Origin of the sequence: Aeromicrobium sp. NPDC092404, from assembly GCF_040684095.1 — a bacterium.
Taxonomy (GTDB): domain Bacteria; phylum Actinomycetota; class Actinomycetes; order Propionibacteriales; family Nocardioidaceae; genus Aeromicrobium.
The window spans coordinates 584,447-601,928 of sequence record NZ_JBFBFI010000002.1; the positions used below are offsets into that span (position 1 = coordinate 584,447).

17 protein-coding genes and 1 tRNA gene are annotated in these 17,482 nt (G+C 70.9%); 12 read left to right on the forward strand and 6 right to left on the reverse strand.

What is annotated here, in order from left to right:
• Window positions 1-5: 5 nt before the first annotated feature.
• Complete coding sequence (locus AB0N22_RS13345; RefSeq protein WP_364640887.1) at window positions 6-635, reverse strand: nucleoside/nucleotide kinase family protein; 630 nt, start codon at window positions 633-635, stop codon at window positions 6-8.
• Window positions 636-698: 63 nt separating this feature from the next.
• Between AB0N22_RS13345 and AB0N22_RS13350 the strand changes: the two genes are divergently transcribed.
• From AB0N22_RS13350 to AB0N22_RS13365, 4 genes are all read left to right on the forward strand, one after another.
• A tRNA-Ser gene (locus AB0N22_RS13350) sits at window positions 699-785 on the forward strand.
• 336 nt (window positions 786-1,121) lie between these two features.
• Window positions 1,122-3,557 carry an excinuclease ABC subunit UvrA gene (locus AB0N22_RS13355; RefSeq protein WP_364640890.1) on the forward strand — a complete coding sequence of 812 codons (2,436 nt, stop codon included), beginning with the start codon at window positions 1,122-1,124 and terminating at the stop codon, window positions 3,555-3,557.
• An 84-nt stretch (window positions 3,558-3,641) separates the two neighbouring features.
• The gene (locus AB0N22_RS13360; protein ID WP_364640893.1) at window positions 3,642-4,187 is read left to right on the forward strand and encodes a hypothetical protein; all 546 of its coding nucleotides are present in this window, start codon (window positions 3,642-3,644) and stop codon (window positions 4,185-4,187) included.
• Between the two features lie 2 nt (window positions 4,188-4,189).
• Window positions 4,190-4,837: a hypothetical protein gene (locus AB0N22_RS13365; protein ID WP_364640896.1), complete on the forward strand. Its 648-nt coding sequence runs from the start codon at window positions 4,190-4,192 to the stop codon at window positions 4,835-4,837.
• 16 nt (window positions 4,838-4,853) lie between these two features.
• On the opposite strand, the gene AB0N22_RS13370 is transcribed toward AB0N22_RS13365, so the two are convergent.
• Window positions 4,854-5,402, reverse strand: a complete 549-nt coding sequence (locus AB0N22_RS13370; protein ID WP_364640899.1) for a VOC family protein — start codon at window positions 5,400-5,402, stop codon at window positions 4,854-4,856.
• A 175-nt stretch (window positions 5,403-5,577) separates the two neighbouring features.
• Here AB0N22_RS13370 and AB0N22_RS13375 point away from each other — a divergent pair, with 175 nt between their 5' ends.
• The gene (locus AB0N22_RS13375; protein ID WP_364640901.1) at window positions 5,578-5,769 is read left to right on the forward strand and encodes a helix-hairpin-helix domain-containing protein; all 192 of its coding nucleotides are present in this window, start codon (window positions 5,578-5,580) and stop codon (window positions 5,767-5,769) included.
• Here AB0N22_RS13375 and AB0N22_RS13380 read toward each other — a convergent pair.
• The gene (locus AB0N22_RS13380) at window positions 5,766-6,608 is read right to left on the reverse strand and encodes a thioesterase family protein (protein ID WP_364640904.1); all 843 of its coding nucleotides are present in this window, start codon (window positions 6,606-6,608) and stop codon (window positions 5,766-5,768) included. The genes AB0N22_RS13375 and AB0N22_RS13380 overlap by 4 nt on opposite strands.
• A gap of 89 nt (window positions 6,609-6,697) precedes the next feature.
• Here AB0N22_RS13380 and AB0N22_RS13385 point away from each other — a divergent pair, with 89 nt between their 5' ends.
• Genes AB0N22_RS13385 through AB0N22_RS13405 form a run of 5 tightly spaced genes read left to right on the forward strand, consistent with a single transcriptional unit; the run spans window position 6,698 to window position 10,941 of the window.
• On the forward strand, window positions 6,698-7,498 hold the full coding sequence (locus AB0N22_RS13385; RefSeq protein WP_364640907.1) for an SDR family oxidoreductase: 801 nt from the start codon (window positions 6,698-6,700) through the stop codon (window positions 7,496-7,498).
• Entirely contained in the window at window positions 7,495-8,562 is a 1,068-nt protein-coding gene (locus tag AB0N22_RS13390) for a diacylglycerol kinase (RefSeq protein ID WP_364640909.1), read from the forward strand. Before AB0N22_RS13385 ends, AB0N22_RS13390 begins: the two co-directional genes overlap by 4 nt.
• A complete protein-coding gene (locus tag AB0N22_RS13395) occupies window positions 8,559-9,032 on the forward strand; it encodes a hypothetical protein (protein WP_364640912.1) in 474 nt (157 codons plus the stop codon). Before AB0N22_RS13390 ends, AB0N22_RS13395 begins: the two co-directional genes overlap by 4 nt.
• On the forward strand, window positions 9,032-10,243 hold the full coding sequence (locus AB0N22_RS13400; protein ID WP_364640915.1) for a cytochrome P450: 1,212 nt from the start codon (window positions 9,032-9,034) through the stop codon (window positions 10,241-10,243). Before AB0N22_RS13395 ends, AB0N22_RS13400 begins: the two co-directional genes overlap by 1 nt.
• Window positions 10,240-10,941 (forward strand): hypothetical protein, encoded by a 702-nt coding sequence (locus tag AB0N22_RS13405; protein WP_364640918.1) that lies wholly within the window; start codon window positions 10,240-10,242, stop codon window positions 10,939-10,941. Before AB0N22_RS13400 ends, AB0N22_RS13405 begins: the two co-directional genes overlap by 4 nt.
• 5 nt (window positions 10,942-10,946) lie before the next feature.
• On the opposite strand, the gene AB0N22_RS13410 is transcribed toward AB0N22_RS13405, so the two are convergent.
• Window positions 10,947-11,540 carry a TetR family transcriptional regulator gene (locus AB0N22_RS13410; protein ID WP_364640921.1) on the reverse strand — a complete coding sequence of 198 codons (594 nt, stop codon included), beginning with the start codon at window positions 11,538-11,540 and terminating at the stop codon, window positions 10,947-10,949.
• Window positions 11,541-11,631: 91 nt separating this feature from the next.
• On the opposite strand from AB0N22_RS13410, the gene AB0N22_RS13415 reads away from it, so the two are divergent.
• Window positions 11,632-13,764 carry an acyl-CoA dehydrogenase gene (locus AB0N22_RS13415; protein ID WP_364640924.1) on the forward strand — a complete coding sequence of 711 codons (2,133 nt, stop codon included), beginning with the start codon at window positions 11,632-11,634 and terminating at the stop codon, window positions 13,762-13,764.
• Here AB0N22_RS13415 and AB0N22_RS13420 read toward each other — a convergent pair.
• Window positions 13,750-14,988, reverse strand: a complete 1,239-nt coding sequence (locus AB0N22_RS13420; RefSeq protein WP_364640927.1) for an alpha/beta hydrolase — start codon at window positions 14,986-14,988, stop codon at window positions 13,750-13,752. The genes AB0N22_RS13415 and AB0N22_RS13420 overlap by 15 nt on opposite strands.
• Window positions 14,989-15,041: 53 nt before the next feature.
• Between AB0N22_RS13420 and AB0N22_RS13425 the strand changes: the two genes are divergently transcribed.
• On the forward strand, window positions 15,042-16,445 hold the full coding sequence (locus AB0N22_RS13425; RefSeq protein ID WP_364640930.1) for a wax ester/triacylglycerol synthase family O-acyltransferase: 1,404 nt from the start codon (window positions 15,042-15,044) through the stop codon (window positions 16,443-16,445).
• Between the two features lie 77 nt (window positions 16,446-16,522).
• Here the strand turns inward: AB0N22_RS13425 and AB0N22_RS13430 are convergent, their stop codons facing one another.
• Entirely contained in the window at window positions 16,523-17,464 is a 942-nt protein-coding gene (locus tag AB0N22_RS13430) for an alpha/beta fold hydrolase (protein ID WP_364640932.1), read from the reverse strand.
• Window positions 17,465-17,482 lie beyond the last annotated feature (18 nt).

Genomic DNA, 17,482 nt, shown 5'->3' on the forward strand with positions numbered 1-17,482 from the left:
CACCGTCAGGACGTGATGATCAGGTCGGCCGCCTCGCGCTGGGCGACGACCCGTCGGGCGTTGGTCTCGTCGACGGTCTCGACCCATCGCCGGGCCTCGTCGGGGGCCTTGCCGAACTCGACGTGGCGCTGCACCAGTCGTTCGACCCGGACGTCGTCCGGCACGTCGACGAACCAGCACTCCGCGAGCTCTGCGCGGATCGCGGGCCACGGCTCCTCCTCGTCGAGCAGGTAGTTGCCCTCGGTCACGACGAGCCGGTCCTGCGGTCGTACGGTGATGGCGCCGGCGATCGGCTGCTCCAACGTGCGTTCGAAGTCGGGGGCGAGGACCTCGTGCTCCACGTCGGTCCGAAGGCGCTGCAGCAGGGCGAGGTAGCCGCGGGCGTCGAACGTCTCGATCGCTCCCTTGCGGTCGAGGGTGCCGCGCTCGGCGAGCGCAGCATCCGCCAGGTGGAAGCCGTCCATCGGGACGTGGGCCACCGCGACCCCGCTGGCGCGGAGCCGCCCGACCAGCGCTTCGGCCAGCGTGGTCTTGCCCGCGCCTGGTGCACCACAGATGCCGAGGACCGGCCGTGCGCCAGGCCTTGCCAGCCCGGCAGCGCGGGCGAGCAGGTCATCGATCGGGGGCGTGCTCACGCGGCCATTCTGCCCCGGGACGCGGGTTCGTCCGGTCTCCGAGGGTCCGGTAAGGTACTCCGCGGTGGCGTGTCCGAGCGGCCGAAGGTGCATCACTCGAAATGATGTGTGGGCTCAAACCCACCGTGGGTTCAAATCCCACCGCCACCGCACGATGAAGACCCCCGATCTTCACTGGGATTCTAGTGATATCGGGGGTTTTCTCTTTTGCACGACGACGATCGGGCCGCCCGCTGTGGCTGACCCAGAGTCCCCGTCTCGGTGGGCCACGCAGTCGAGGTCTTTGGTCCCTACCGCCCGCGGAACCCATCGATGAGGATCGTCCCCCAGCGGGGCCGGGCCATATGGCAAGGGTTCTCCCACTCGCGATGGGCTCGCCGACGTAGCATCTCCCGACGGCCGGCTGTCGTCGCTGCCGGAATTTCCGCCGCCGCCCAAGCTTCTCGTCGAAGGGCGCCTGTCCGCAGCTGCGACTAGGTTGAGTCGATGCCAACCAGCCCCGAGACAGACCTGAACGGCACCCCGCTCCCGGACGGCTCGTCGGGGTGGATCCGGGTCCGGGGAGCGCGCGAGCACAATTTGCGCGACGTCGACGTCGACCTGCCGCGCGACTGCTTCGTCGCGTTCACCGGTGTCTCGGGATCGGGCAAGTCGTCGCTCGCGTTCGGGACGGTGTTCGCCGAGTCGCAGCGCCGATTCTTCGAGTCGGTGGCGCCGTATGCCCGCCGGCTCCTGTCGCAGGTCGGCGCCCCAGCCCTGGACACGATGGACGGGCTGCCTCCGGCGGTGGCGCTGCAGCAGGCGCGCGGCGCGTCGAGCTCGCGCTCGACCTTGGGGACGTTGAGCTCGCTGTCGGACGTGCTGCGCCTGCTCTACAGCCGTGCCGGGACCTACCCGCCCGGCGCCGATCACCTGCCGGCGTCCGCGTTCTCGCCGAACACCGCCGTCGGCGCGTGCCCGACGTGTCACGGCAGCGGAGTCGCGCGACGCACCACCGAGGCGCTGCTCGTGCCGGACCCGACGTTGTCGATCGACGAAGGTGCGATCGGCGTGTGGGCCAACAAGGCATGGGTCGGCCTCAACGTCCGTCGCATGGTCACCAAGCTCGGGATGGACATCCACGCTCCGTGGCACACGCTGCCACAGGCCGATCGCGACTGGCTGCTGTTCACCGACGAGGAGCCGCGGATGCTCCTGCAGGGCAACAAGCAGGGCGAGGCCAGCGCCTATCACGGTCACTGGTCGTCGGCCGAGAAGTACCTGCTGCGCAACCTCGCCAAGACGCAGTCGCCGGCGCAGCGCGAGAAGCTCGAGGCGTTCATCGCCGAAGGGCCGTGCCCGACGTGTGGTGGAAAGCGGCTGCGGCCCGCAGCGCTCGCGATCACGTTCGCCGGGGTGGACATCGCCACCATGGCCTCGATGCCGCTTTCCGAGGTGTGCACGCTGCTCGACACCGGCCTGGCGGACCAGGCCCGCGGGACCGATCGCCACGGTGCGGCGGCGGCGACCGCCGCGCGTTCCCTCGTCAAGGACTTCTCGGCGCGCGTCGAGTCGATCATCGCTCTCGGGCTCGGCTACCTGTCGATGGACCGGCCCAGCACCGCCCTCTCGGCCGGCGAGCTGCAGCGCGTACGACTCGCGGGTCAGCTGCGGGCCGGTCTCTTCGGCGTCCTGTACGTCCTCGACGAGCCGTCCGCCGGCCTCCACCCGGCCGACTCCGAGGCGCTGTACGCCGCGCTGCGTGAGCTGGTCTCGTCCGGCAACTCGCTGTTCGTGGTCGAGCACGACCTCTCGATCGCGCGCAACGCCGACTGGGTGGTCGACGTGGGCCCGAGCGCCGGGGTGCTCGGTGGCCACGTCGTCCACAGCGGGCCGCCGGAAACCCTGGCTGACGCCGCCGAGTCGGCGACCGCAGAATTCATGTTCGACCGGGCGCCGGTGCCCGAGCTCGCGGCACGCGAACCGATCGCCTGGCGCGAGCTCGACCACCTGTCGATCAACAACCTGCGCGATGTCAGCGTGTCCCTGCCGATCGGTGTGATGACGGCCGTCACCGGCGTATCGGGCGCGGGCAAGTCGTCGTTGCTCGCCGCCATCCTGGAGCGACTCGAGGAGCAAGCGGGCACGACGGGCGACCCGCAGCGGATCATCTCGATCGACCAGCGACCCATCGGCCGCTCGCCGCGCTCTAACCTGGCGACCTACACCGGACTGTTCGACGCCGTACGGCGGTTGTTCGCGGCGACCCCCGAAGCGCAGGAGCGCGGGTGGCAGGCGGGGCGTTTCTCGTTCAACGTGCCGGCCGGTCGCTGCCCGACGTGCGAGGGCGAGGGCTTCATCGCGATCGAGCTGGTCTTCCTGCCGACGAGCTACTCGACCTGCCCGACCTGTCGTGGCACCCGCTACAACCCCGAGACCCTCGAGGTGACGTATCACGACCGCGACATCGGGCAGGTGCTCGCGATGACGGTGCAGGAGGCTGCGGACTTCTTCGCCGACGTGCCCGCGGTGCACCGCTCCCTCGTGACCCTCCTGGACGTCGGGCTGGGCTACCTGACCCTGGGTCAGCCGGCGACCGAGCTGTCCGGCGGCGAGGCGCAGCGCATCAAGCTGGCCACCGAGCTGCAGCGCCCCCGCCGCGAGGGCACGCTGTTCGTGCTGGACGAGCCGACCGGCGGCCTGCACCCGGTCAACGTACGCGACCTCGTGCGCGTGCTCGGTCGGCTCACCGACGCCGGGGACACCGTCGTCGTGGTGGAGCACGACATGCAGGTCGTCGCTGCTGCCGACTGGGTCATCGAGCTCGGCCCCGGAGGTGGTGACCGGGGCGGCACGATCGTCGCGGCGGCGACGCCCGCCGACCTCCTCGACGTCCCGGCGAGCGTGACGGCCCCCTATCTCCGGCGCGCGCTGGTCCGGTGAGCACGCCCGGGATTCCGGGCTTTGAGGCCGATGTCACACCGTCCTGGGGGTGTAGGTCGCCCCAGGGGAGGGCACCTTCACCGCATGAGCCAAGACGAAGTAGACACAGCAGCAGAAGCCCGCGAGGGACTGTTCGACAGCGTCGCCGGCAAGGCCAAGGAGGTCGCCGGTGCCGTCACCGGCAACGACGAGCTCGTCGAAGAGGGTCAGCTCCAGCAGGCCGAGTCCAAGCAGCGCAAGGCTGCGGTGGCCGACGAGGCGATCGCGGACGCCAAGCGCCAGCAGGCCGCCGACGAGCTTCGCGAGACCAATCACGAGGCCGCCGCCGAGAAGCAGGCAGCGGACGACCGCGCCGACGTCGCCCAGCGCGCTGTCGACCGCGAGCGAGCAGAAGAGCGCGCCGCCGCCGAGCGCGACGCGGCCCAGCAGGAGGCGATCGGACGCCAGTCGGCGGAGCAGGAGGCCGACGCCGTCGCCGAGGCCGGCCTCCGCGAGTCGGAGATGCTCGCCGCCGACGCCAGGACCACCGAGCAGCAAGCCGCTGCCGACCGCGAGCGCCTTGAACGCGAGGCCGACATTGCCGAACGTCAGGCTGCGCAGCTGCGCGCCGACGCCCCGACCGAAGGATGACCATGATCAGCACCCTCATCGCCCTCCCGTACGAGCTGGCGCGACTGCCGCTCACCGCCATCGACCGCGGCCTCACCAGCCGCCTGCCCGAGAGCTCGCTGCCCCGTACGGCGGTGGATCGCGCGATCGGCTCGGCCGACAAGCTCGCCGGCACCATCCTCCGCAACGACGAGATCGTCGACCGCGGCACCGACCGGATCGAGCGGTCGGACAAGCTCGCCAAGGCTGCTCATCTCGAGAAGCGGGCCGAGTCCCGCCGCCAGGCGGCGCGCGACGCCGCCGAGACGGGCCTGCGGGAAGCCGCGGAGAAGCGTGAGGCGGCCGCCGAGCGCGCCGCTTCCGGTGTCGCGGAAGCCAAGCAGACCGAGGTGCAGGGCAAGCAGCGCGCCGCAGAGTCCGCCCAGAAGACTGCGGCCGCCAAGAAGGCTGCCGCCGACAAGAAGGCCGCGAGCCGCACCGAGACCGTCGAGGAGCGCAAGAAGCGCGTCGCGGCGGAAGCCGAGGCCAAGAAGGCCGCTGCCCGTCGCGAGGCCAAGGCCGAGCTGGCCGATGCTCGCGAGTCGAAGGAAGCCGCTGCCGAGGCCCGCAAGGACGCCGAGATCCTGAGCGATCTGACCGAGGCCAAGAAGCAGGAGCGCAAGCAGGACTGACGTCCTGCACACAGCGTCAGCCGCTGAGCAGGCGGAACTCGTTGCCGTCGGGGTCGGTCAGCTCGACCGCCCCGTCGGCATCGCCGCCAAGAGATGCTCCCAATGCCACCAGGCGATCGACCTCGGCCTTGATGTCTCCGTAGGAGACGAGGTCGAGACGTTGCCGGTTCCGGCCGCGCTTCGGCGCGACCGGGGGTCCTCCCCAGGCGATCTTGGTGCCGCCGCGTGGCGACTGGACCGCCGTCTCCCCGTCCTGGTCCCAGACCAACGGCCAGTCCAGTGCGGCGGACCAGAACAGGCCGACCTCCCGACTGCCTTCGCAGGCCAGCTCGCCGAGGAAGCCGCATCCGGCGAGGAACGTGCTGCCCGGCGGGATGACACAGAGCTCATTGCCCTCAGGGTCGGAGAGGACGACGTGTCCCTCCTCCGGCAGCTGACCGACGTCGAGGTGACTCCCGCCGAGCTCGAGCGCTCTCGTGATCGTTCCGTCCATCTCGGCCTGGTCCGTGCTGGTCAGGTGGAGGTGCACCCGGTTGAGGCCGTCCTTCGTCGAAGAGCTCGTCACGAACCGCAGACCGACCTGTGTCTCGGACCCCGTCACCAGGTTTGCCGAGAGAGTCGTCGATGGCCTCCCGATCCAAGAGCCCGGCCCAGAACGTGGCGAGCCGGACGGGGTCGTGCGCGTCGAACGTCAGGATCAGCGAACGCATGCCCCCACACTAGGGACCACAGGAGGCGACATGACAGTGGACCGCGGCGGCAGCTTCGACGGCGTCAGCATCGGTCGACCCGCGACCGGTGCGCTGGTCGACGCCGGCCACGCGACGCTGTCCGACCTGCCGGACGACCTCGACGCACTGCTGCAGCTGCACGGCGTCGGACCCAAGGCCGTGCGCCTGCTCAAAGAGGCGCGGGAGCGTCGGGGGCTCTAGCCCTCCGCGGGCTTGCGGCTGCCGTCGTCCTCGAACTCGACGTCGCCGAAGTCGATCGGCCTGCCGGCGTTGGCGATCGCCGTGACCATGGCGGTGCCCAACGGCCCGGCGCGGTCGAACACCTCGGCGGTGCCCACGGCGATGCCGTCGTGCTCGACCCGGTCGGTGGCCGACAGGCCCACCTCGCGGCTGACCGGCCGCCGAGCGAGCGCCAGGGTGACGTCGGTGTTGATGAACTTCACGCCCTCGCTGCCCCAGTTGACGACCATGCTCGTGCCGTCAGCGATGCTCGCGACCGACTGGAACGGCGTACCGTCCTCGCCCTCGACGACCGGGAGCCCGGCCTGCCAGGTCTGCTTGCGCCCGGCGTTCTGGTGGTCGGGGAAGGACTGCGACCACGGCGAGTCGCTGATGAAGTGCGGCACCCGCGGCTCCTCACTGGGCGGCACGAGGTCCTCGGGCGGGGGCTTCGGATGGTCGTCGGGCGTCCACACGTCGCCCTTGGGCGTCTCGGTCGGCAGCACGAAGATGCAGCTGGCCCGGGCGACGCGCTTGCCCTCCTGCAGCAGGACCGCGTCGATCAGGCAGATACGGCGTCCCTCGCGGACCACCTCGGTCTCGACGGTGCACGGCGCCATCGTGGCCGGCTGGAACAGGTCGACGGTGTAGCGCGCTGGGCTCAGGTCGTCGCGCCCGAGCTCGGTCAGCCGCAGCTCGAGCGCGCGAGCCAGGGCACCGCTGACGGCGACGCCGTGCATCTGGTCGTGCTTCCACATGCTGCGGGCGATCTCGGCGGGCACGAGGTGGTCGTCCTCGAGGGTGAACATGGCCAACGACATGGGACAAGCCTGTCAGGTGCGCCGGACAGCCAGTTGGCCCGGGTGCCAAAGACTAGAACGTGTTCCAGTTTTGCGCTACTGTCCCCGCCATGGTGCTCGAAAGATTCCGGCTCGACGACAAGGTCGCGATCGTCACCGGCGCAGGCCGCGGGATCGGGGCTGCCAGTGCTCTGGCGCTCGCCGAAGCCGGTGCCGATGTCGTCCTGGCCGCCCGTACGGAGGACCAGCTCCGCGAGGTCGCGGCACAGGTCGAGGCTCTGGGGCGCAAGGCGCTCGTGGTGCCCGCAGACCTGTCCGACCTCGACCAGGTGGCCGCGCTCGCGCAGACCGCGGTCGACACGTTCGGCCGGCTGGACGTGGTCGTCAACAACGTGGGCGGCTCGATGCCCAAGGAGTTCGTCCGCACGAACGTGGCCGCCCTCGAGGGCGCATTCCACTTCAACGTCTCGACGGCCCACGCGCTGACCCGTGCAGCGCTGCCGCACCTGCTCGCGGGTGACGGCGGCTCCGTCGTCAACATCTCGTCGGTCATGGGCCGGGTCAGTGGCCGTGGTTACCTGGCGTACGGCACGGCCAAGGCGGCGCTCGCCCACTGGACCCGTCTCGCCGGTCGCGACCTCGCCCCGCGCGTACGAGTGAACGCCATCGCGGTCGGCTCCGTCGCGACCTCCGCGCTGGAGATCGTCACCGGCGACGAGGGTCTCACCGCCCAGATGGAGGCCAACACCCCGCTTCGCCGTATCGGCGAGCCCGACGACATCGCCGCCGCCGTCCTGTTCCTTGCCAGCCCGGCCGGCGCCTACGTGACCGGCAAGGTCATCGAGGTCGACGGCGGCATCGACCAGCCCAACCTCGACATGGCACTGCCCGACCTGGGAGAAGAACTATGACCATCAGCGTCGTTGCGTGGAGCACCGGCAACGTCGGCAGGCACGTCCTCGCCGGCATCGACGCCCGGCCCGACCTCGACCTCGTCGGCCTCTGGGTGTCCAACCCCGACAAGGTGGGCAAGGACGCCGGCCGGCTCGCGGGGCTCGATCGTGACCTGGGCGTGGTGGCCACCAACGACGTCGACGAGATCATCGCGCTCAAGCCCGACTGCGTGCTGCACTCGGCGATGGCCGACGACCGGCTGTTCGAGGCGATGGCCGACCTCGAGCGGCTGCTGCGCGCCGGCATCAACGTCGTGTCGAGCGGGCCGGTCTTCCTGCAGTACCCGTCCGGCGTCGCGGTCGACATGGCCAAGGGCGTGCAGGAGGCGGCCGCCGAGGGCGGGGTCTCGCTGTACGTCAGCGGCATCGACCCGGGGTTCGCCAACGACTGGCTGCCCCTGTCGTTGACCAGCATCAGCGAGCGCATCGACCAGGTGCGCTGCTCGGAGGTGCTCAACTACAACACGTACGACCAGGGCATGATCGTCTTCGACGTCATGGGCTTCGGCAAGCCGATGGACCACGTCCCGATGCTCCTCGAACCGGGCATCCTCAGCATGGCGTGGGGCAGTGTCGTGCACCAGATCGCCGCGGGGCTCGGTGTCGAGCTCGACAACGTCGAGGAGTTCTACGAGCGCCTGCCGGCGACCGAGTCGTTCGACATCGACAGCGGACGCGTCGAGGAGGGCACCGTCGCGGGCCTGCACTTCGAGGTACGCGGGATGGTGGGCGACAAGGCCGTCGTGGTCCTCGAGCACGTCACCCGCGTGCACGACGACATCGGCCCGGACTGGCCGCAACCGGCCGGCAAGGGCTGCTATCGCGTCGAGATCAAGGGCGAGCCCAACTACACCCTGGACCTCCAGCTGCTCGGCACCGATGGTGACCACAACACCGCCGGCCTCAAGGCCACCGCGATGCGCCTGGTCAACGCCGTCCCGGCCGTCGTCGACGCGCAGCCCGGCCTCGTCACCGCCCTCGACCTGCCACTCGTCACGGGCCGCGGCCTGGTGGTCGTGTGAACGCCCGGCGCCTCGGCCGCGTGCTCGTCTCGGCGGCCATCGCCGGCAGTGTCGCGCTCATGTCACCGGCGACGGCCACCGCCGCGACGGGGTGCTCGCAGGCCGACTCGCAGGCTGCGTCGCAGAAGTACCTCGACGCGCTCGTCGACGGCGATGCCGCGTGGGCGATCCCGCTCCACCCGTTCGTCCTGCGCATGGAGAACGGCCTGCCGACGTCGGTCTCGGCGCTCGACCTCAAGCTGCAGCTCTACCTGCACGTGCAGTACTCGGTCTTCACCTCGATCGAGAACGTCGTGTGGACCTGGCAGCCCGACGGACGGGCCGACGTCATCAACGCGCACTACGACATCCCGGTCGGTCTGGGTGGGCTGTCGCTCGCGAGCTCGACCGTCGACGAGGACTTCACGCTGACGAGCGACTGCCGCATCAAGCGGATCGACGCGACGTTCACGATCGATCCGCCGGCTTGATGCCAGCTGCCGCGGAAGCTCGTTACGTCCCGCGCTCGGGACCCTCGTGGCGCGACCCGTGGCCGATGTACGCCGCCCTGCGGGAGCACGATCCCGTCCACCGGGTCGTCCCCGAGGGCGATCCGTCGCGCGACTACTGGGTGCTGTCGCGCCACCGGGACGTGTTCGCCGCCGCCCGGGACGTCGAGACCTTCTCGTCGGCCGAGGGGCTGACGACGGAGTACGGCGAGCTGGACCGGATCGGCCTGCGCGACAACCCGCCGCTCGTCATGCAGGACCCGCCGAGCCACACCGACTTCCGGCGGACGGTGTCACGCGGCTTCACGCCGCGCCAGGTCACGAGCATCGAGCCTGCCGTTCGGGCGTTCGTCGCCGAGCGGCTGGACCGGCTGGCCGAAGTCGGCGAGGGCGACATCGTGATGGAGCTCTTCAAGCCGTTGCCGACGATGGTCGTGGCGCACTACCTCGGCGTGCCGACCGAGGACCGCGACCGGTTCGACACGTGGACGCACGACATCGTCGCGGCGAGCTCGGCCGGGGACCCGCTCGAGGCGGCGCAGGCCGTGGGCGACCTGATGACGTACTTCACCGAGCTGGCCGAGCGTCGGCGGCGCGAGCCGGGCGACGACACGATCTCGCACCTGGTCGCGGCCGGCATGGCGGACGACACGGACGGGCTGCTGTCGATCCTCGGCTTCGCGTTCACGATGGTCACCGGCGGCAACGACACGACGACCGGGATGCTGGGTGGTGCCGTGCAGCTGCTGACGAGCCGCCCCGACCAGCGCCAGATCCTCGTGGACGACCCGGCACTCGTCGCGGACGCGGTGGAGGAGCTCCTGCGGCTCACCTCGCCGGTGCAGGGCCTCAGCCGCACCACGACCCGCGACGTCGAGATCGACGGGACGACCATCCCGGCCGGCCGCAAGGTGCTCCTCCTCTACGGTTCAGCCAATAGGGACGCCACGACGTACGGTCCGGACGCCGAGGAGCTCGACGTGCGGCGCAAGCCGGCCCACATCCTGACTTTCAGCCACGGCAACCACCACTGCCTCGGTGCCGCGGCAGCCCGCATGCAGGCCCGGGTCGCTCTCGAGGAGCTGCTGGTCCGCTTCCCCGGGTTCGAGGTCGACGTCGACGGCGTCGAGTACGCGCCCGGTCCCTACGTACGTCGGCCGACGCGGGTCCCGTTCCGGGTGGGTACGCCGTGACGCCGGACCGGGCCGAGGTGCTGGCACTGGTGCGGTCGTCGCCGGAGCTCGTCGCCGCCCACGACAAGGCCGGTTGGCTCGGGATCTTCGGTCGTGAGCACGTCGTGGAGGATCCGGTCGGTGCGCGTCCGGTCCGGTCCGACGACGCCGGCGCCCTCGAGAGGTTCTGGGACACGTTCATCGCTCCGAACGAGATCGAGTTCGAGGTCGCCCGCGACTGGGTGCACGGCTTCGACGTCGTTCGTGACGCGACGGTCGTGTCGACGTTGCGGCCCGGCGTCGTGGTGCGCACGCCCGCCCACCTGATCTACCAGACGACGAACGAGGACGGCGCGCTCAAGGTTCGCCGCATGGCCGCGTACTGGGAACCCAGGCCGGTCTACCGCCAGATGATGCGACCGACGCCGGCCCACGTCGCCGCGGGCCTTCGCCAGCTCGCCCACATGATCCGCACCCTCGGTGTGGGATCGTCGCTGCAGTTCATCGGCGCAGCCCGTCACGTCGGACGGCGTCGCAAGCGGGCGCTCCTCGACGAGCTGGCCGGCAAGGGCATCACGGGCGTCACCAAGCTGATCGCGTCAGGCGACAGCGTCACCGCCAACGGCGTCCGGCACGGCGCCCCGGTCGCCGTCATCGCCCGGTTCGCGCGGCGATCATCGACGCCGCGCGAGATGCAGGTCTACGAGGACCTGGCGTGACGGGCTCAGCGCAGCAGCAGGCGGACCGCGACGTCCATCGACGTGGTGACGTCGGCGGCCTGCGTACGACCCGTCACCCAGCCCATGAGGGCGGACAGCCACACGTCGCCGATGACACGCACGATCGCCATGTCCTCGTCGGTGGGCTCGCGGGACTCGTCGGTGCCGTCGATCGCGTGGGTCAGCATCGCGGTGAGCTTCATGCCGACGACGTGGATCTCGTCGGCGACGGACGCGTCGGCGAACATGAACGCACGGGTCAGGGCCTCGGTCAGCTGGGGCTGCTTCTGCAGCGCCGTCGTGGTCACGCCGAGCACGTGCATGACGCGCTCGTGCGGCGTGTCACCGGGCACCACGCGGGTGCGCGACTGCGCCTCGGCGCGCTCGAACTCGCGACCGAGCGCGGTCACCAGCAGGTGGATCTTGGACGGGAAGTAGCGGTAGAGCGTGCCGAGGGCGACGTCGGCGTTGTCAGCGACCGCACGCATCTGCACCGCGTCGAAGCCACCGCTGTCGGCGAGCTCGATGGTGGCGTCGAGGATGCGGCGCCGGCGCTCACGCTGGGCGTTGGAGCCGGCAGTCTCTGTCGTCGTCGCCATCCGTCGTCTCCTGTCCACTTCTTGCTGCCGCGGTTGGCATCGCCGACCGTACGTATGATTGAAACACGTTCTAGATTCGGAGGCGACACTGATGCCGGTCGGCGTGACGCAGGACCATCTTGAACTGGGATCCAGCCTAAGGGCATGGGCCGGCGGGCTCGCGGGGGCGGCCGCTGTGCGAGAAGCCGAGACCGACCCGGCCGCCGCGTTCACCAAGACGTGGCAGGCCGTCATCGAGGCGGGGCTGAGCAGCATCGGTGTGGCTGAGGCGCACGGCGGTGGTGGCGGTGACCTGCTCGACCAGATGGTCGCGCTCGAATCCGCGGCGTACGCCATGGTGCCTGGCCCGCTCCTCGGGACCACCGTGGTTGCCCAGGTCGGCGACGACACGGTGCGCGCAGCGATCGCCTCCGGCAGCAGTGCCGCCGTCGCGCTGGTGGGATCCGTCGCGCTCGACGCTTCCGGCGCCAAGGGAGACCTGGAGGTCGCGCTCGACGTCGTCGACGCCGGCTGGCTGCTCGCGCCGACGGCCGACGGCTCGTGGGTGCTGGTCGCCGCCGATGGCTGGACCGCCGAACCCGAGGCCGGACTCGATCTGTCCCGTCGTGGTGGCCGCGTGCGGGTCGCCGCGCCGGCCGAGCAGGTCGTGCCCGTGTCCGAGGCCGACGGTCAGCGCGTACGCCGGACGCTCGTCGCGCTGGCAGCGGCCGAGGCCGCGGGTGTCGCGCAGTGGTGCCTCGACACCGCGGTGGAGTACGCCAAGGTGCGCGAGCAGTTCGGCGCCCCGATCGGCTCCTTCCAGGCGATCAAGCACCTCTGCGCCCAGATGCTCGAGACGACGGAGTCGGTGGCTGCAGTCGCCTGGGACGCCGGAGCGGCCGCGATGTCGGGCGTACCGGCGGGGGAGGCCGACTATGCGGCCGACGTCGCCGCAGCTGTGGCCTTCGACGGCGCCGTCTCGGTTGCGCAGGACTGCATCCAGGTGCTGGGCGGGATCGGGTTCACGTTCGAGCACGACGCGCACCTCTACCTCCGCCGGGCGATCGCGCTGGGTGTGGCGGTCGCGGCGGCGACCGGCGGCGGCGAGCAGTCCGCCGCGCGACTGGCGCGTCGCGCGGGCACCGGTCAGCGCCGCGTGCCCGAGATCGACTTCGAGGGTGCCGACGCCGAGCTCCGTGAGACCACCCGTCGGGCGATGGCGTCGATCGCGGAGCTGCCGGCCAGTGACCAGCGCGCCGCGCTTGCCGAGGCCGGCTACCTCACGCCGCACTGGCCGAGGCCGTACGGCCTCGATGCGGGGCCGGTCGAGCAGCTCGTGGTCGACGAGGAGCTCCTCCGGGCGGGGCTCAGCCGGCCGGACCTGACCATCGGAGCCTGGGCCGTGCCGACGATCATCGGGCACGGCACCCCTGAGCAGGCGGAGCGTTTCGTGCTGCCCACCCTGCTGGGCGAGATCGGCTGGTGCCAGCTGTTCAGCGAGCCCGGCGCCGGTTCCGACCTCGCCTCGCTGACCACCCGCGCCGTACGGGCCGACGGTGGCTGGCGCCTCACGGGTCAGAAGGTGTGGACCTCGCGAGCGCGGGAAGCCGACTGGGCGATCTGCCTCGCGCGTACCGACAAGGACGCGGCACACCGTGGCATCACCTACTTCCTCGTCGACATGACTTCCGACGGCATCGACACCCGGCCGCTGCGCGAGCTGACCGGCGACGCGTTGTTCAACGAGGTGTTCCTCGACGAGGTGTTCGTGCCGGACGACTGCGTCGTGGGCGAGGTCAACGGCGGCTGGAAGCTCGCCCGCACGACGTTGGCCAACGAGCGGGTCGCGATGGCCGGAACCAAGCTCGGCGTCAGCACCGAGCGAGCCGTCGAGCTGCTGGCCGGCCGCGAGTCCGAGACCGACGCGGCGACGGTGGGGCACCAGGTGGCGTTGGCGACGGTGTGCCAGCTCCTCGGCGTACGGTCGACGCTGCGATCGATCGCCGGTCGAGGCCCCGGGCCGGAGTCGAGCGTGGCCAAGCTGCTCGGCGTGCGCAACCGGCAGGAGGCGTCCGAGCTCGTGGTGCGGCTGCACGGGCCGGCGGCGCTGCTGTCGTCGGACGAGCGCATCGCTGCTGACGTGCACGAGATGCTGCTGACCCGATGCCTCTCGATCGCCGGCGGGACGACGCAGATCCTGCGCAACGTCGTCGCCGAGCGCGTGCTGGGCCTACCCCGCAGCTGAGGCGTGACGCGTCGCGCGGTGCCACTGCAGCCAGCGCTGCACCGCGGCGATCGTGTGCTGGCTGCGGATCGAGGAGAACACCTCGAACGCGTGCTGCGCCCCGGGCAGCTCGGCGTACGTGACGCTGGCGTCGGAGGTCTCGCTGAGCTCCTTGACGAACGCGCGAGCCTGGTTGACCGACACGACGGTGTCGTTGGTGCCGTGGATCACGAAGAAGTCGGGCGTGTGCTCCGCGACGTGGGCGATCGGTGACGCCTGGACGAAGTCGTCGAGGTCCGTACGAGGGTCCTTGCCGAACACCCGCGGGCCGAGGAACCGGTCGCGCATGTCGATCGCGGCGCGCGTCTCGGTGATCCCGCCGAGGTCGTAGACGCCGTAGAACGGCACGCACGCCGAGACCGAGGTGTCGGAGTCCTCGAAGCCGGGCTGGTAGTCGGCGAGCCCGGGCGTCAGTGCGGCGAGGGCGGCGAGGTGGCCGCCGGCGGACCCGCCCGTGATGGCGACGTACGCGGGGTCGCCGCCGTACTCCTTGATGTTCTCGTGGACCCAGGCGATCGCGCGCTTGACGTCGACGATCTGGGTCGGGAACCGGTGCTTGGGGGCGAGGCGGTAGTTGACCGAGACGCAGACCCAGCCCAGCTGGGCCATGCGGTTCATCAGCAGGATGCCCTGCTGCTCCTTGTTGCCGATCGTCCAGCCGCCACCGTGGATCTGGATCAGCACGGGGGCGTCGGCGAGGTCACGGTCCTTGGGCCGGCGGATGTCGAGGTGCGCCTTGCGGCCGCCCTCGGTGTAGGGCACGTCCCGCAGCACCTCGATGTCTTGGGCGCGGAAGTTGAACGGCCGGGCGACCGAGCCGCGGGGGAGTCGCAGGTCGACGGGGCCGGGCAGGTCGATCTCGTCGAGGTAGCCGTCGCCGATGCTTGCGCGCAGCGCCTCGTCGAGCTGGGTGCCGGTGCGGCGTGCTCCGGCGATCGTCCAGCCCAGCAGGCCGGCCGCGACGGCACCCGCGGCCAGGCCGAGGCGCGAGGGCCGGCCGCCGCGCACGACGACCTCGGCGGCCGTGTCGATCGCACTCGCGGCGAGCAGGTGCGGGGCCAGCTCGCTGGTCGGCCAGCCGAGCGCGAAGCTGGGGATCGCGGACCAGCCGCGCCGCGCCGGACGTACGGCATTGACGGCCAAAGCGGCGAGGGTGAGCTGGCGACGGGTGAACCCGGCTGACATGTGAGCTCCTCAGACGGGATAGAACATGTTCTAGACAGGTCTAGGATACGGCCATGGACCGTCTCAGCGGACTCGACGCCAGCTTCCTCTACCTCGAGAGCGGCGCGCAGCTGATGCACGTGTGCGGGGTGATCGTCGTCGACCCTGCCACGATCCCGGGTGGGTACGACTTCCGGCGGTTCAAGGACGAGCTGTCCGAACGGGTCTCGGGCATCGCGATGTTCAACCGCAAGCTCAAGTTCGTGCCCGGTCGCATCGACTTCCCGATCTGGGTGACCGACGACGAGTTCGACATCGACCGGCACGTCCACCGCCTCGCCGCACCGGCGCCCGGCGGCGACCACGAGCTCACCGAGGTCGCGGGCCACCTCGCGGGCATACCGCTGGACCGGTCGAGGCCGCTGTGGGAGATGCACGTCATCGAGGGGCTGGCCAACGGCAAGATCGCGATCTTCTCCAAGATGCACCACGCCTCGGTCGACGGGGTCTCGGGATCCAACATGATCTCCTACCTCTGCAGCCTCGAGCCCGACGCGCCGCCGCTCGACACCGGCACGGCGCCGGGCGCGAACGAGCACCAGCGCGCACCGTCCGACCTCGAGCTCGTGGGCCGCGGCCTGCTGGCGACCGCGACCAAGCCGTGGCAGCTCGCCCGGCTCGTGGCACCCACGGCGCGGACCCTCATCGAGACGGCCAGCCGGGCCCGGCAGGGCACCGCGATGGCGGCACCGCTCACCGCGCCGCGTACGTCGTTCAACGGCACCATCACGGGTCACCGCTCGATCGCCCTCACCGACGTCTCGCTGGAGACCATCAAGCAGATCAAGCGCGCGGTGCCGGGCGCCACGGTCAACGACGTCGTGCTCGCGCTCAGCGGTGGGGCCCTGCGCCGCTACCTGCTGGACCGCGACGAGCTGCCCGACTCGTCGCTGCTCGCGAGCGTCCCGGTGTCGGTGCGCGACGAGTCGACCAGGAGCGGCGGGCGCAACAAGGTGTCGTCGCTCTTCTGCCGCCTCGGCACCGACGTCGAGGACCCGCTCGAGCGCATCACGGCGATGGCGGTCGACAACGCGAACGCCAAGGACCACCACACGGCCGTACCGGCGGACACGTTGCAGGAGTGGGCCGAGTTCGCGGCACCGCGGACGTTCGGCCTGGCGGTGCGCATGGTGTCCGACCTGCGGCTCGCCGAGAAGGCCCCGGTCATCCACAACCTCGTCATCTCGAACGTCCCGGGTCCGCCCGTGCCGCTGTACTTCGTCGGCGCGCGCATCGACGGGCTCTATCCGCTGGGGCCGGTGTTCCACGGTGCAGGGCTCAACATCACGGTGATGAGCAACCACGGGCACATGCACATCGGCGCGATCGCCTGCAGCGAGCTCATGCCGCAGGTGTGGGACCTCGTCGACCAGTTCCCGGTCGAGCTCGAGGCGATGCGCGAGGCCGTGCTCGGCTGACCGAGCAGCCGAGATTTGGATCCCCGTGCACCACGCTGCGCGTTGCGGTGGTGCAATCGCATCCAAATCTCGGTCGGTCAGGCGGGTTGGCGCTGCTGCATGCGGGCCGCGGTGGAGCGGGCGGCGTCGAGCATCGCCGGTACGAACTCCTGGTGCTCCAGCACGCAGCCGGCGTGACCGCAGGCGGCCTCGTGCACCGTCGCACCCGGTATGCGGTCGGCGATGTCGCGCTGCCGGTCCGGCGGGATGACCCGGTCCTTGGTGGTGACCACCACGGCGGTCGGCACGTCGACCTCGGCCAGCCACTTGCTCGAGTGGTGGCGACCCAGCGAGGCGACGGCCTGGCCGACGGCCCACGGGCTGCTCGAGCGCCACTGGTTCATGGCCCAGCGAGCGGTGTCCGAGCTGTTGGCGTCGATCTCCTCGGCGGCGGCAGCGCTGGCCCGCCGTACGACCCGCGAGCGCGACAGCGTCGAGGTCAGGCCCATGCCGAGCGCCATCCCGGTGTGGAAGACCCGCTCGCGACCGTTGGTGCGGAAGTGCGCGGTGCTGGCCGCCAGGACGAGCCCGCCGACGACGTCGGGGTGCTGGCGCCACACGCGTTGCGCGATGACGGAGCCCATCGAGTAGCCGGCGATGATCGGCAGGTCCAGGTCGAGCGCGTCGATCACCGCGGCGACGTCGGTGGCGCAGTCCGAGATCAGGAAGCGCTCGGACGTGATGCCGCGCCCGTGCCAGCGCTGGTCGAACGTGATGACCCGGAAGTGCTCGGCAAGCCGGGGGATTGCGGGGAACCAGGTGAGCTGGCCCGTGCAGCCCACGGCGTGGAGCAGGACGATGACGGGGGCGTCGGGGGTCGGCCCCGGGACGTCGGTCAGCCACGTACGTCCGCGCCGCGGGAGGTCTAGCCAGCGGCCCTCGGGCAGCTCGACCGGCGGGACGTCGAACAGGTCCCACGTCGAGGGGTCGGGCAGCAGATGGCGCATCGCCGCCATGGGCAGCTGGACCAGGTTGCGCACTCGTCCTCCTCAAGGTCG

Bases quoted from the DNA above. Each gene is read 5' to 3' on its own strand.
- AB0N22_RS13355 (WP_364640890.1), top strand. From the start codon at position 1,122: ATGCCAACCAGCCCCGAGACAGACCTGAACGGCACCCCGCTCCCGGAC.
- AB0N22_RS13360 (WP_364640893.1), top strand. From the start codon at position 3,642: ATGAGCCAAGACGAAGTAGACACAGCAGCAGAAGCCCGCGAGGGACTG.
- AB0N22_RS13365 (WP_364640896.1), top strand. From the start codon at position 4,190: ATGATCAGCACCCTCATCGCCCTCCCGTACGAGCTGGCGCGACTGCCG.
- AB0N22_RS13375 (WP_364640901.1), top strand. From the start codon at position 5,578: ATGACAGTGGACCGCGGCGGCAGCTTCGACGGCGTCAGCATCGGTCGA.
- AB0N22_RS13380 (WP_364640904.1), bottom strand. From the start codon at position 6,608: ATGTCGTTGGCCATGTTCACCCTCGAGGACGACCACCTCGTGCCCGCC.
- AB0N22_RS13385 (WP_364640907.1), top strand. From the start codon at position 6,698: ATGGTGCTCGAAAGATTCCGGCTCGACGACAAGGTCGCGATCGTCACC.
- AB0N22_RS13390 (WP_364640909.1), top strand. From the start codon at position 7,495: ATGACCATCAGCGTCGTTGCGTGGAGCACCGGCAACGTCGGCAGGCAC.
- AB0N22_RS13400 (WP_364640915.1), top strand. From the start codon at position 9,032: ATGCCAGCTGCCGCGGAAGCTCGTTACGTCCCGCGCTCGGGACCCTCG.
- AB0N22_RS13410 (WP_364640921.1), bottom strand. From the start codon at position 11,540: ATGGCGACGACGACAGAGACTGCCGGCTCCAACGCCCAGCGTGAGCGC.
- AB0N22_RS13415 (WP_364640924.1), top strand. From the start codon at position 11,632: ATGCCGGTCGGCGTGACGCAGGACCATCTTGAACTGGGATCCAGCCTA.
- AB0N22_RS13420 (WP_364640927.1), bottom strand. From the start codon at position 14,988: ATGTCAGCCGGGTTCACCCGTCGCCAGCTCACCCTCGCCGCTTTGGCC.
- AB0N22_RS13425 (WP_364640930.1), top strand. From the start codon at position 15,042: ATGGACCGTCTCAGCGGACTCGACGCCAGCTTCCTCTACCTCGAGAGC.